Source organism: Paracoccus actinidiae, assembly GCF_030863885.1.
GTDB classification, from domain to species: domain Bacteria; phylum Pseudomonadota; class Alphaproteobacteria; order Rhodobacterales; family Rhodobacteraceae; genus Paracoccus; species Paracoccus everestensis.
On record NZ_CP132956.1, the window covers coordinates 3,255,757 to 3,267,867 of the forward strand.

Genomic DNA, 12,111 nt, shown 5'->3' on the forward strand with positions numbered 1-12,111 from the left:
CGAATGACGGACATCTCAGTGCCGGCGACTCCGCCGTTCCGGCCCAGTATGCTGATCTATGATCGGCGCTATCGGTCGATGACCTTCCAGGTGATCGTGTTCATTCTGGTGATGGCCTTGGCCTGGTGGCTGGTCAACAACACGATCCGCAACCTTGCGGCCCTGGGCAAGGATTTCAACTTCGGCTTCCTGTGGCAGCGCGCAGGTTACGACATCCCGCAAACGCCGATCCCCTATACCTCGGACGACACGCATCTGCGCGCGGCCTTTGTCGGGCTACTGAACACGCTGATCGTGTCGATCCTGGGCTGCATCGCCGCCACCTTCCTGGGCATCGTCGCGGGCGTGGCGCGGTTGTCGAACAACTGGCTGATCGCACGGCTGATGACCGTCTATGTCGAGGCGTTCCGCAACGTGCCCCTGCTGCTGTGGATCCTGATCGTCTTTGCGATCTTCACCGAGGTGATGCCGCCGCCCAACGCCTTTCGCGGCGACGATCCGGCCGCCGGCATGATCCTGTTCGACCATGTGGCGCTGACCAATCGCTATACCGCCATCCCGACGCTGGGAATGACCAACGATCCGGGCAGCCTGGATCTGGGCGCGCGGATCACCTTTAGCTGGGCGACCATTGCCTTTGTGGTGGCGCTGGTCGGGGGCTGGATCATCCGGCGCATGATCGGCGCCTGGGCGCAGCAGGTCCAGGACCGGACCGGCAGCCGTCCCACGACCTGGTGGATAAGCCTGGCCGTTATGACGGTGCCGTCCCTGCTGCTGATCTGGTATTTCGGCCTGCACATGATCCCCCCGGAACTGCGCGGCTTCAACTTCACCGGCGGCCTGAACGTTGCCAACGGCCTTGTCGCATTGTGGCTGGCCCTGACGCTCTATACCGGGGCCTTCATCGCGGAAATCGTCCGCGCCGGCATCCTGGCCGTCAGCCGGGGCCAATCCGAGGCCGCCTTTGCCCTGGGCCTGCGCCCGGGTCGGACCATGAACCTGGTGATCCTGCCCCAGGCGCTGCGGGTGATCATCCCGCCGCTGATTTCGCAATACCTGAACCTGATGAAGAACAGTTCGCTGGCCATCGCCGTGGGCTATATGGACATCAAGGGCACGCTGGGCGGCACCACGCTGAACCAGACGGGACGAGAGCTGGAGGCCATCGTGCTGATGATGGGGGTCTATCTGACGCTCAGCCTGATCATCTCGTCGGGGATGAACCTGTTCAACGCACGCGTCAAGCTGAAGGAACGGTGAGATGAGCGATACCCACGCCCAAACTGTCCCCTTTGTCCGAGACACCATGCTGCCCCCTGCCGAACCCCCGATCCGAGAGGCAGGGGCGGTTCGCTGGCTGCGGATGAACCTGTTTTCGGGTCCGGTCAACACGGTCCTGACCATCCTGGGCATCCTGATCGTCTGGTTTCTGTTCAGCCATTTCTGGGATTGGTTCGCCCATTCCGTCTGGAACGCGGGCAGCCTGTCGGAATGCCGCCAGATCATCGCCGAAACCTGGGGCGAGGGGGCGCGCGGCGCCTGCTGGGCGGTGATCCGCGAACGCTGGAACCAGTATGTCTATGGCTTCTATCCGCCCGAACTCTACTGGCGCCCGACCATGGCCTTTGGCCTGCTGTTCCTGGCCTTGACGCCCGTGCTGTTTTCGGAATCCCCCCGCATCCGCCGCATCGTGCTGGGGGTGGCTACGGTGGTCACGCTGTGGCTGATGATCACGCTTGGGGCGCCCGCCGCATGGTTGGTCTTTGCCGCCCTCATGCTGGTCGGCGGCTTGGCGATTTCGGAACGGAATGTGACCTGGCTGCTGGTCTTCTCGATCCTTTATCCGCTGATGGGGGTCTGGTTCCTGTGGGGAGGATCGGCCTGGGGACCGATCATGGTTCTGGCCGGTCCGATCCTGGGCTGGATCGCCTGGCGGGTGTTGAACCCCTTTTCCGGCATCGCCGCCGTTGTCGCGGCCTTGGTCATTCCCCTGATCTGGTGGACCGGCTATGCCGGAGAGGCCGCGCGCGATGCCCAGGGGATCGCGTCCTTCGCCATTCCCGCCGTTGCATCAGACCAGTTCGGTGGCTTCCTGCTGTCGATCACCATCGGGGTGGCGGGCATTGCCATGTCGCTGCCCTTGGGCATCGTGCTGGCCTTGGCGCGGCGGTCGGATATGTTCCTGGTGAAATCACTTGCGGTGATCTTCATCGAATTCATCCGAGGTGTGCCGCTGATCGCGCTGCTGTTCGTGGCCTCCCTGCTGCTGAACTATTTCCTGCCGCCCGGCACGAATTTCGACATCATCCTGCGCGTGATCATCATGGTCACGCTGTTCGCCGCCGCCTATATGGCCGAGGTGATACGGGGCGGGCTGGCAGCCCTGCCCAAGGGACAATACGAGGCCGCCGACGCCCTGGGCCTGGACTACTGGAAGGCGCAGCGGCTGATCGTGCTGCCGCAGGCGCTGAAGATTTCCATCCCCGGCATCGTCTCCACCTTTATCGGGATGTTCAAGGACACCACGCTGGTGACCTTCGTGGGTCTTTACGATCCGCTGAAATCCATGTCCGACGCGGTGCGCGCCAGCACCTCGTGGAAGGGCATCTATTGGGAGCCGTATATCTTTGTCGGCTGCATCTTCTTTCTGATCTGCTTCGGCATGTCGCGCTATTCGATGTATCTCGAACGCCGTCTGGCTCGCGACCACAGGTAAGGACACCGCCATGAGCGACCACAACACCCGGCCCATCGACCGCAGCCATATGCAGATCAGCGACGAAGTCGCGATCGACATCCGCAACATGAACAAGTGGTATGGGTCGTTCCATGTGCTGCGCGACATCGATCTGACCGTCCACCGGGGCGAACGGATCGTCATCGCCGGGCCGTCGGGGTCGGGAAAATCGACCCTGATCCGCTGCGTCAACCGGCTGGAGGAACATCAGTCCGGCCATATCGTCGTGGACGGGATCGAACTGACCAACGACATCAAGAACATCGACAAGGTGCGGTCCGAGGTGGGGATGGTGTTCCAGCACTTCAACCTGTTCCCGCATCTGACGGTGCTGGAGAATTGCACCCTGGCGCCGATCTGGGTCCGCAAGGTGCCCCGCCGCCAGGCCGAGGAAACGGCCATGCGCTTTCTGGAAAAGGTCAAGATCCCGGAACAGGCGCATAAATACCCGGGCCAGTTGTCGGGCGGCCAGCAACAGCGCGTGGCCATCGCACGGTCGCTGTGCATGCAGCCCAAGATCATGCTGTTCGACGAACCGACATCCGCCCTCGACCCCGAGATGATCAAGGAGGTTCTGGACACGATGATCGCGCTGGCCGAGGAGGGGATGACGATGATCTGCGTCACGCATGAGATGGGCTTTGCCCAGGCGGTCGCCAACCGGGTGATCTTCATGGACCAGGGCCAGATCGTCGAACAGAACGAGCCTTACGAGTTCTTCAACAATCCCAAGTCGGAACGGACCAAGCTGTTCCTGTCACAGATCTTGGGACACTGAGGGCAGCCCGGGGGACTTCACGTCCCCCGGACCCCCTGTGGGATATTCAAGCCAAAGTGAAAGGGGTTCAGTTGCGTCCGTCGAGGCGCACGAAATCCATGACGCTGCCCTGGCCGGGCTCGACCTGGGACCAGCTGTCCACCTGGAAATCCACGACCAGGGTCGCGCCGGTGGGATAGCGGCGGAAGTCGGGATCCAGCGGCAGGCGCGCGGGCAGCAGTGCCGCCAATTCGGAAATGCCGGGGTTGTGGCCCAGCATCATCACCGTCGGATGCGTCGCGGTCTTCAGGATCGACAGCATTTTTTCGGGGCCAGCCTGGTAAAGCCCGGCCTCGATCCGCAGCAGGGGGCGAACCTCCAGGGGGGCGCTGGCAATGGTGGCCCAGGTTTCCTGGGTACGGGCCGCAGAGGAACACAAGACTTCCTCGGGTTCATAGCCGCGCGACGCCATCCAGTCGCCAAGCGCGAGCGCGGACCGGCGGCCCCGGTCGTTCAGCGGGCGGTCATGATCGGCCAGGTTCGGATCATCCCAGGCCGATTTGGCGTGGCGCGTCAGGATCAGCCGTCGATGTCCAAGCGGTGTCATATGCGATCTGTCCCTGTTTCTTGCCAAGCTGAGCGCAGCCTGCCATTACCCCGCGCGTTCGGCAAGGCGTGGTCTTTACAGGGACGCTTCGCCCTGGCGCAGCCCGCGCGGACGGGTGGAAGGCGGCGTGGACCGGATCAGGCTGCCCGCCCCATGTTCGGTGAACAGTTCCAGAAGGCTGGCGTTCGGCACCCGTCCATCCAGGATCACCACCGCGCGCACGCCTTCCTCCAATGCCTTCAGGGCGGTTTCGGTCTTGGGGATCATGCCGCCCGCAATGGTTCCGTCCGCGATCATCTGGCGCACCTGGTCGGGGTGGATCTGGGTCAGAACCTCGCCATTGGCATCCTTGACGCCTGCCACGTCGGTCAGCAGCAGCAGCCGGTCGGCGCGCAGGGCGCCCGCGATCGCGCCCGCGGCGGTGTCGCCGTTGACGTTGAAGGTCTCGTTGTCGGCCATGCCGGTGGCGACGGGGGCGATGACCGGGATCAGGCCCGCCTTGTAAAGGTCGCGGATGATCTGGACATTCATCTCGATCGGGCGGCCGACAAAGCCCAGTTCGGGATCGTCCACCTCGCAGACCATCAGGTCGTCGTCCTTGCCGCTGATGCCGACCGCGCGGCCGCCCGCGTCGTTGATGGCCTGGACGATGCGCTTGTTGACAAGGCCCGACAGGACCATCTCCACCACTTCCACCGTTTCCTTGGTGGTGACGCGCTTGCCGCGCACGAAGGTGCTTTCGATGCCCAGCCGGGCCAGCAATTCATTGATCATCGGGCCGCCGCCGTGGCAAACGACCGGGTTCATGCCGACCTGCTTCATCAACACGATGTCGCGGGCGAATTCGGCCATGGCGTCGTCGTCGCCCATGGCATTGCCGCCGAACTTCACGACGACGACAGCGCCGGAATAGCGTTGCAGATAGGGCAGGGCCTCGGACAGGGTTCTGGCGGTGGCGGTCCAGTCGCGGTTCATGTTCTGCTTTCTCATCCTTAGCCCCTGTGTGACGGGCGGACCCTAGGACGCATCAGCGGATCAGTCCAGACCGGCTATGATCGCGCGCAGGGTCGTGATGCCCTGGCCCTTGTCGGATGAGGTGAGGACGATCTGGGGGAAGGCGGCAGGATGTTTCTGCAACTCTGCCTCGACCTGGTCGATCACCGGCTGGAGGGCGTTCGGCCCCAGCTTGTCGATCTTGGTCAGGACTGCCTGGAAAGGAACGGCGGACCGGTCCAGCAGGGTCATGATCTCGTGGTCCACGGGCTTTACGCCGTGGCGCGAATCGATCAGGCAAAAGGCGCGGCGCAATGTCGGGCGTCCGGCGAGGTAATTCTTCAGCAGCGCCTGCCATTTGGCGACAACCGCGACCGGTGCCTTGGCAAAGCCATAGCCGGGCAAGTCCACCAGATAGCTGTGTTCGCCCAAGGTGAAATAGTTGATTTCCTGCGTGCGGCCCGGCGTGTTGGACGCGCGGGCAATGCCCTTGCGGCCGGTCAGGGCGTTGATCAGGCTGGACTTGCCCACGTTGCTGCGGCCGGCAAAGCAGACCTCGGGGCGGTCGGCGGGGGGCAGGCCGTCCATGGCGACCACGCCCTTGAGGAAATCGACCGGGCCGGCGAACAGCAGGCGCGCGGCCTCGGCCGCCTCGGCATCGGGTTCGGGGGCGACGGGAAAGGCGACCTTCATGCCGTCACCTCGTCACCCAAGGCAATGGTGCCGCCGGTCACGACCTCGGCGAAGATGCCGAAATCGGTATGGCCGTAAAGTTGTTCCAGCGTGGCCAGCATATCGATGTCGCGTTCTCCGGTGTCGGTATCGGCGCTGGTCGCCTCGCAGCGACCGATCTGGGCGGTCACGCGCAGTTCCACATCGCCGATGCTGATGATGTGGCCGATCAGGTCGCGTTCGGTCCAGGGGTCCCAGCCATCCACCCACAGGTTGCCGCGCCAGCGGTGGATGCCCAGGGTCCGTTCCGTGCGTGCTTCAAGGTCTGCAAGGCTTGCCAGCGACAGGATGGAGATCCAGGGCCATTTCTGGTCGGTCCAGATGGCCGCACCGCGCACCAGCCGGGTGGGGGCGGGGGCATTCACGGGCCACAGCGGGCGCAGCCATTCAACCAGGCGATCACCGTCGGTTTCCGGGTTGATGGTCAGGTCGGCCTGCGAAGGCTGGCGCAGGACCAGGGTGTCACCCTCCCACCCCCCGCTGATCGCCTGCACCTGCGGCGAGGACACGCCGCGCAGGAAGCAGGACTTTGGCAGCCAGCGGTCAGGCTCGCCCGCCGTCTGGCTGGCCTGGGCGTTGCGTTCACCCGCATCCGTCAGCACAGCCCATTCACGGTCGCCGGGCAGGCGGCGTGCCGCAGACAGGGCGACGCGGTCCAGCCCTTCTCCGCCGACCGACTTGATCGGATGGCGGCGGATATGGGCCAGGGCCGCGGTCACTTGCTGTCCTTCTTGGGTCGCGACGGGATCGCCGCCTTGATGTTGCCGAACAGGTCGGGCCGGTGGCCGTGCATGGACATGATCGTGTATTGCTGCACACAGGTGATCAGGTTGTTGGTGATCCAGTAAAGCACCAGGCCCGAGGCGAAACCGCCCAGCATGAACATGAAGATCCAGGGCATCCAGGCGAAGATCATCTTCTGCGCCGGGTCCGCAGGGGCCGGGTTCAGCCGTTGCTGGATCCACATGCTGATCCCCAGGACGATGGCAAGCGCGGGCAGCGACAGCGAATGCAGCAGCGTGCCCTGGGCGGGGGGCGCAAAGGGCAGCAGCCCGAACAGGTTCAGCAGCGACGAGGGATCGGGCGCGGCCAAGTCCTGGATCCAGCCGATCCAGGGGGCGTGGCGCAGTTCGATGGTGACGAAGATTACCTTGTAGAGCGCGAAGAAGATCGGGATTTGCAGCAGCACCGGCAGGCAGCCGGCAGCGGGGTTTACCTTCTCGCGCTTGTAAAGCTCCATCATCTCTTTCTGGAACTTCATGCGATCATCGCCGGTGCGTTCCTTCAAGGCCTCCATCTGGGGCTGCAATTCCTTCATCTTCGCCATCGAGATGTAGGATTTGCGCGCCAGCGGAAAGACCAGCGTCTTCAGGATGAAGGTCAGGGCGATGATGGACCAGCCCATGTTGCCGATCATGCCATGCAGCCAGTGCAGCAGGCGGAAGATGGGCTTGGTCAGGAAATAGAACCAGCCCCAGTCGATCGAGTCGACAAAGCCCTGGATACCCGGGGTTTCCTGATAGGCGTTGATGGTTTCCCAGACCTTGGCGCCCGCGAACAGATAGCTGTCGGCGGAAACCTGGGTTCCCGGCGCGACTGTCTGCATCGGATAGCGGGCTTCGGTCTGATAGATGTCCGCGCCCTCGGCGTATTTCACGACCGAGGTGAAGGCCTGGCCCGGCGCGGGGGCCAGCGTGGTCATCCAGTACTTGTCGGTAAAGCCGATCCAGCCGTTGCTGTTGACCTGCGTCACTTCGGCGCGGCCCTCGCGTTCCAGGGGGTCCAGTTCGGCGATATTGTCGTATTTCAGCTCGGTCAGCGTGCCGTCGGACATCCCCACCGCGCCTTCGTGCAGCACGAAGAAGTTCTGTGTGTCGGGATGGCCGTGGCGGGCGATGATGCCATAGGGCGCGGCGGTGAAGGCCGCGTCGCCGTTGTTCTGCAGGGCATGGCTGACGGTGAACAGGTAATCCTCGTCCACCGCGAAGGTGCGACGGAAAATCTGGCCTGCGCCATTGTCCCAGGCCAGCGTGACAGGTTGCCCGGGGGCCAGGGTGTCGCCCGATTCAACGGTCCAGATGGTCGAGGGGCCGGGCACAAGCGCCGGATCGACGCCCGGACCCGGGGTCCAGCCATAAACGGCGTAATAGGGTTTCGCGGCGCCGGTCTGGATGGCATCCGTGGCCGTCGCGGATGACGGCGACAGCAGGCGGACATTGGGCGAATTGTCGTCCAGCGTTTCGCGGTATTTCGTCAGCAGCAGGTCGTCGATCCGGCCACCGGCCAGAGAGATCGAGCCGGACAGCGACGGGGTCTGGATCTCGACCCGTCCAGCCTGCGGCGCGGCGTCGGCAGGCGCGCCCAGGTCGGCGGGCAGGGTGCTGCTTTCGGGGTTGGCCAGCGGCACGTCCTGGGCCTGGCTTTCCACGGCGACCGGCTGTTCCATGGGCGCGGGCGGTTCGGGCGCAAAGACCGTGTACCAAACCAGGATCACCAGGAACGACAGGACCGTCGCCAGGATCAGATTGCGGTTATTGTCTTCCATGCGCTTTCCAGCCTTCTCGCGTCCGTCGCGCCGCTTCAACAGAAGGGGCGGTTAACAGTCAAGCGGATTTGGCCGGGCGGCCCTGCATCCGCGGCGTCCGATCCTAGTCCCGCAGCCGTGGAACGTTGCCGTTTCCTGCGGCCTCGGCCGCCGGAAACAGGGACGCAAAGTCGAACAGCTTGGGATCCAGCAGGTGCGAGGGGCGCACATTCGACAAGGCGCGGAACATCACCTGGCGGCGGCCCGGGCTGCGCGCCTCCCATTCGTCCAGCAGTCGCTTGACCTGCACGCGTTGCAGCCCTTCCTGGCTGCCGCACAGGTCGCAGGGAATGATGGGATAGTTCATCGCCCGCGAAAACCGCTCGCAATCGGCCTCGGCCACATAGGCCAGCGGGCGCAGCACGGTCAGGTCGCCATCCTCATTGAGCAACTTGGGCGGCATGGCCGCCAGCCTGCCGCCGTGGAACAGGTTCATGAAGAACGTCTCAAGGATGTCGTCGCGGTGGTGGCCCAGCACGACGGCTGAACAGCCTTCCTCGCGCGCGATCCGGTACAGGTTGCCGCGCCGCAGGCGCGAGCACAGCGAACACATCGTGCCGCCGGGCGCGATCTTGTCGGTGACGACAGAATAGGTGTCCTTGTATTCGATCCGGTGCGCAACGCCCCGTTCCGTCAGGAATTGCGGCAGCACGGTCGCCGGGAAGTTCGGCTGGCCTTGGTCCAGGTTGCAGGCCAGCAGATCCACCGGCAGCAGCCCGCGCCATTTCAACTCGTGCAGCACCGCCAGCAGGGTATAGCTGTCCTTGCCGCCCGACAGGCAGACCAGCCAGCGGTCACCGGGGCGGACCATGCCGTAATCCTCGATCGCCTGGCGGGTTTCACGGACCAGCCGCTTGCGCAGCTTGCGAAATTCGGTCGAGGACGGCGCGCCCGCGAACAGCGGGTGAATCTCGGTCAGGTCGTCAGTGTCGTCCAGCATCGGACTGCCTTTCGTGGTCAGGGTCGCTGCCCGGCACCGGGTCATAGCCCGATCCGCCCCAGGGGTGACAGCGCCCGATGCGCCGTGCCGCCAACCAGCCCCCGCGCAACCCGCCGTGGCGAGACAGCGCGTCCAGGGCATAAGCGGAGCAGGTCGGCTGGAACCGGCAGCCATGCCCGACCCAGGGCGAGGCCACCAGCCGATAGGCCCGCACCGGCAGAGCGACCAGATGGGCCAGGGGCGTCACGGGTGGATCTTTCGCAGCGCGTTCGCCAGGTCGCGGCACAGGTCGGCGAAATCGCGGCTGACGGTCGCCTCGGGGCGGCCGACCAGCACATAATCCCAGCCCGGCCGGGCATCGCGGGGCAGATGCAGCCGGGCAACCTCTCTCAGCCGCCGCTTGGCGCGGTTGCGCATCACCGCATTGCCGATCTTCTTGGAACAGGTGAAGCCCACCCGAAACGCGGCGCCATCGCCCCGGTCCCGCGCCTGCAGCTGAAAGCCGGGCGTTCCTTGGCGCAAGGCCCGCGCCGCCGCCAGGAAATCCGCGCGCTTGGCTATCACGGAAGGCATGGACATGCGAAATGCCGCCGTGCCGTCATCCGGGGGTCGCGCATCGGCAACGGGATGGGGCAGGGGCGGCATATGCAAAAGCCCTTGGTTCGGCGGGACGTGCCCGCCGCAAAGGATCAGGCCGACAAACGCTTGCGGCCCTTGGCGCGGCGGGCGTTCAGCACGCGACGGCCGCCGCTGGTGGCCATGCGGGCGCGAAAGCCGTGGCGGCGCGCACGAACGAGATTCGAGGGTTGAAAGGTGCGCTTCATCGTCAGTCTCCGAGGTCGTATCTGCGGGGGGCGGGCGGCAGAGCGGGATGGCAAAAGCCACCCTTCGCGCGAACGCGCCGGTTGTTCGAAGCCCGCTGGATAGATCAAGGGGCCGGTCCCGTCAACCATTAAGGCGGTCATTCGCGCAACCGGCTTTATTCCGGTGCCGGAACCTGCGACATATCACATTCGTTTGATGTGCAAACCGGGATCGGCTCGGGCTGAAACACGCGCAACCCGCGCGATGACAATCAAGATTATATGCAACTGAACACGATCACTGGCCGATTCGCCGCGCTGACAATCATCTTCGTCATGCTGGCCGAAGTGCTTATCCTGCTTCCCGCCCTGGCCAGCTACAGGCTCGACTATCTGGAATCGCGTCTGGAGCGCGGGCAGATCGCCAGTTTGGCGGTGCTGGCGTCTGACGAATCACTGGCCGACGACCTGGAGGCGGAACTGTTGCAGAATGCTGGGGTCTTGAACGTCGTCCTGCGCCGCAACGACATCCGGCAGTTGGTCCTGTCATCGCGCATTCCCGGTCCTGTCGCCCAGACTTACGACCTGCGCGAAGACGGCGTTCCCCAGACCATCGACGACGCGCTTGGCGCGCTGCTGAACCGCCGCAACGAGGTGATCCGTGTGATCGGGTCCCCGGTCAACCAGGCGGGCCAGTTGATCGAGATCACCATGGAAACCGCGCCGCTTCGTGCGGGGATGATCGACTATGGCATCAGGCTGCTGCTGCTGTCGGCCGCTTTCTCGATCCTGACGGCAATCCTGTTGAACCTTGCGGTGCAGCGGCTGGTCCTGGTGCCGATCCGGCGGGTGATCAGCCACATGGTGTCCTATGCGCAGGCGCCCGAGGATTCGCGCCACATCATCAGGCCGGATGCCCGGCTGGCCGAATTGCGCGATGCTGAAACCGCGTTGGAAACCTTGCAAAAGACGGTCACGTCATCGCTGAAGCAACGCGAGCGAATGGCCCAACTGGGCGAGGCGGTGGCCAAGATCAGCCACGACCTGCGCAACATCCTGACCACCGCGCAGATCTTTGCCGACCGGCTGGAGGACAGCGGCGACCCCAAGGTCAAGCGTGCTGCCCCCAAGCTGGTCAAATCGATCAGCCGCGCGGTGAACCTGTGCGAGACGACCCTGGCCTTCGGCAAGGCCGAGGAGCCTGCGCCCACCCTGTCGCGCTTCAACCTGGCGCAACTGACCACCGAGGTGGTCGAGGCCGAGACCCTGGCCAGCGGCGATGGCCCCAAGGTCGAATTCCTGTGCGACATCCCGCCCAGCCTGACCATCCGCGCCGACCGCGACCAGCTGTATCGCGTCCTGGCGAACCTTGCCCGCAACGCGCGCCAGGCCATCGAAGGCACCGGCCAACCCGGCACGGTCGAGATCGGCGCGGGCGAAAGCGACGGCGACTGGTGGATCCGCGTGGGCGACACCGGGCCTGGCCTGCCGGAAAAGGCGCGCGAATACCTGTTCAAGCCCTTTTCAGGCAGCGCGCGCAAGGGAGGCACCGGCCTGGGCCTGACCATTGCCGCCGATCTGGTGCGCGGCCATGGCGGGCGGCTGGATCTGGTGCGCAGCGACGCCGAGGGCAGCGAATTCATGATCCACATTCCCCGCGACATGGCGATCATGCCCGCACGGCAAATGGCGGGGGCGCGATAAAATCGAGGGGGCGGCGTTTTTTGTGCCATCCCCCCTTGCGTCCCCCGGACGAGGCGGCTACATGACCGCCCTACGACGGACCCGTAGCTCAGCTGGATAGAGCACCAGACTACGAATCTGGGGGTCGGGCGTTCGAATCGCTCCGGGTCCGCCATATTTCCAGACACTTGTGCAAGTTCCCCCTGCGGGGGTGAGGACGCGGTTGATCCATCCGTTCTCCATCCCTTTCATATGCAGAGAATTTCAGGACATTT

The 12,111-nt window shown here is 64.5% G+C and carries 13 protein-coding genes and 1 tRNA gene; 5 read left to right on the plus strand and 9 right to left on the minus strand.

The window, feature by feature from the left end:
* Positions 1-3 precede the first annotated feature (3 nt).
* From Q5701_RS16210 to Q5701_RS16220, 3 genes are read left to right on the plus strand one after another with little or no spacing between them, the layout of a single operon-like run.
* A complete protein-coding gene (locus Q5701_RS16210; protein ID WP_306752040.1) occupies positions 4-1,260 on the plus strand; it encodes an amino acid ABC transporter permease in 1,257 nt (418 codons plus the stop codon).
* Position 1,261: 1 nt separating this feature from the next.
* On the plus strand, positions 1,262-2,716 hold the full coding sequence (locus Q5701_RS16215; RefSeq protein WP_306752041.1) for an amino acid ABC transporter permease: 1,455 nt from the start codon (positions 1,262-1,264) through the stop codon (positions 2,714-2,716).
* Positions 2,717-2,726: 10 nt separating this feature from the next.
* On the plus strand, positions 2,727-3,515 hold the full coding sequence (locus Q5701_RS16220) for an amino acid ABC transporter ATP-binding protein (RefSeq protein ID WP_306752042.1): 789 nt from the start codon (positions 2,727-2,729) through the stop codon (positions 3,513-3,515).
* Positions 3,516-3,582: 67 nt separating this feature from the next.
* Here the strand turns inward: Q5701_RS16220 and Q5701_RS16225 are convergent, their stop codons facing one another.
* The 9 genes from Q5701_RS16225 to rpmH all read right to left on the minus strand — a co-directional run bounded on the left by Q5701_RS16225 (position 3,583) and on the right by rpmH (position 10,174).
* On the minus strand, positions 3,583-4,101 hold the full coding sequence (locus Q5701_RS16225) for a SixA phosphatase family protein (RefSeq protein WP_306752043.1): 519 nt from the start codon (positions 4,099-4,101) through the stop codon (positions 3,583-3,585).
* 75 nt (positions 4,102-4,176) lie between these two features.
* On the minus strand, positions 4,177-5,076 hold the full coding sequence (argB, locus tag Q5701_RS16230) for an acetylglutamate kinase (RefSeq protein ID WP_234855826.1): 900 nt from the start codon (positions 5,074-5,076) through the stop codon (positions 4,177-4,179).
* Positions 5,077-5,136: 60 nt separating this feature from the next.
* Complete coding sequence (gene yihA, locus Q5701_RS16235; RefSeq protein ID WP_306752044.1) at positions 5,137-5,787, minus strand: ribosome biogenesis GTP-binding protein YihA/YsxC; 651 nt, start codon at positions 5,785-5,787, stop codon at positions 5,137-5,139.
* The gene (locus tag Q5701_RS16240; protein ID WP_306752045.1) at positions 5,784-6,545 is read right to left on the minus strand and encodes an MOSC domain-containing protein; all 762 of its coding nucleotides are present in this window, start codon (positions 6,543-6,545) and stop codon (positions 5,784-5,786) included. Before Q5701_RS16240 ends, yihA begins: the two co-directional genes overlap by 4 nt.
* Positions 6,542-8,371 (minus strand): membrane protein insertase YidC, encoded by a 1,830-nt coding sequence (gene yidC, locus Q5701_RS16245; RefSeq protein ID WP_306752046.1) that lies wholly within the window; start codon positions 8,369-8,371, stop codon positions 6,542-6,544. The genes Q5701_RS16240 and yidC overlap by 4 nt, the downstream gene beginning before the upstream one ends.
* A 103-nt stretch (positions 8,372-8,474) precedes the next feature.
* Positions 8,475-9,350, minus strand: a complete 876-nt coding sequence (ttcA, locus tag Q5701_RS16250; protein ID WP_306752047.1) for a tRNA 2-thiocytidine(32) synthetase TtcA — start codon at positions 9,348-9,350, stop codon at positions 8,475-8,477.
* Positions 9,334-9,597: a membrane protein insertion efficiency factor YidD gene (gene yidD, locus Q5701_RS16255; protein WP_234853807.1), complete on the minus strand. Its 264-nt coding sequence runs from the start codon at positions 9,595-9,597 to the stop codon at positions 9,334-9,336. The genes ttcA and yidD overlap by 17 nt, the downstream gene beginning before the upstream one ends.
* Positions 9,594-9,995, minus strand: a complete 402-nt coding sequence (gene rnpA, locus Q5701_RS16260; protein ID WP_373568562.1) for a ribonuclease P protein component — start codon at positions 9,993-9,995, stop codon at positions 9,594-9,596. Before rnpA ends, yidD begins: the two co-directional genes overlap by 4 nt.
* 44 nt (positions 9,996-10,039) lie before the next feature.
* Positions 10,040-10,174 (minus strand): 50S ribosomal protein L34, encoded by a 135-nt coding sequence (gene rpmH / locus Q5701_RS16265; protein WP_126156037.1) that lies wholly within the window; start codon positions 10,172-10,174, stop codon positions 10,040-10,042.
* 261 nt (positions 10,175-10,435) lie between these two features.
* On the opposite strand from rpmH, the gene Q5701_RS16270 reads away from it, so the two are divergent.
* Positions 10,436-11,857, plus strand: a complete 1,422-nt coding sequence (locus Q5701_RS16270; protein WP_306752048.1) for a sensor histidine kinase — start codon at positions 10,436-10,438, stop codon at positions 11,855-11,857.
* Positions 11,858-11,934: 77 nt separating this feature from the next.
* Positions 11,935-12,011: transfer RNA gene (locus Q5701_RS16275), tRNA-Arg, on the plus strand.
* The last annotated feature ends 100 nt before the right edge of the window (positions 12,012-12,111 follow it).

Excerpts from the sequence above, each read along its gene's own strand:
- Q5701_RS16215 (WP_306752041.1), top strand. The coding sequence starts at position 1,262 with ATGAGCGATACCCACGCCCAAACTGTCCCCTTTGTCCGAGACACCATG.
- Q5701_RS16225 (WP_306752043.1), bottom strand. The coding sequence starts at position 4,101 with ATGACACCGCTTGGACATCGACGGCTGATCCTGACGCGCCACGCCAAA.
- rpmH (WP_126156037.1), bottom strand. The coding sequence starts at position 10,174 with ATGAAGCGCACCTTTCAACCCTCGAATCTCGTTCGTGCGCGCCGCCAC.
- Q5701_RS16270 (WP_306752048.1), top strand. The coding sequence starts at position 10,436 with ATGCAACTGAACACGATCACTGGCCGATTCGCCGCGCTGACAATCATC.
- yidC (WP_306752046.1), bottom strand. The coding sequence starts at position 8,371 with ATGGAAGACAATAACCGCAATCTGATCCTGGCGACGGTCCTGTCGTTC.
- yihA (WP_306752044.1), bottom strand. The coding sequence starts at position 5,787 with ATGAAGGTCGCCTTTCCCGTCGCCCCCGAACCCGATGCCGAGGCGGCC.
- Q5701_RS16210 (WP_306752040.1), top strand. The coding sequence starts at position 4 with ATGACGGACATCTCAGTGCCGGCGACTCCGCCGTTCCGGCCCAGTATG.
- Q5701_RS16220 (WP_306752042.1), top strand. The coding sequence starts at position 2,727 with ATGAGCGACCACAACACCCGGCCCATCGACCGCAGCCATATGCAGATC.
- rnpA (WP_373568562.1), bottom strand. The coding sequence starts at position 9,995 with ATGCCGCCCCTGCCCCATCCCGTTGCCGATGCGCGACCCCCGGATGAC.
- ttcA (WP_306752047.1), bottom strand. The coding sequence starts at position 9,350 with ATGCTGGACGACACTGACGACCTGACCGAGATTCACCCGCTGTTCGCG.
- argB (WP_234855826.1), bottom strand. The coding sequence starts at position 5,076 with ATGAACCGCGACTGGACCGCCACCGCCAGAACCCTGTCCGAGGCCCTG.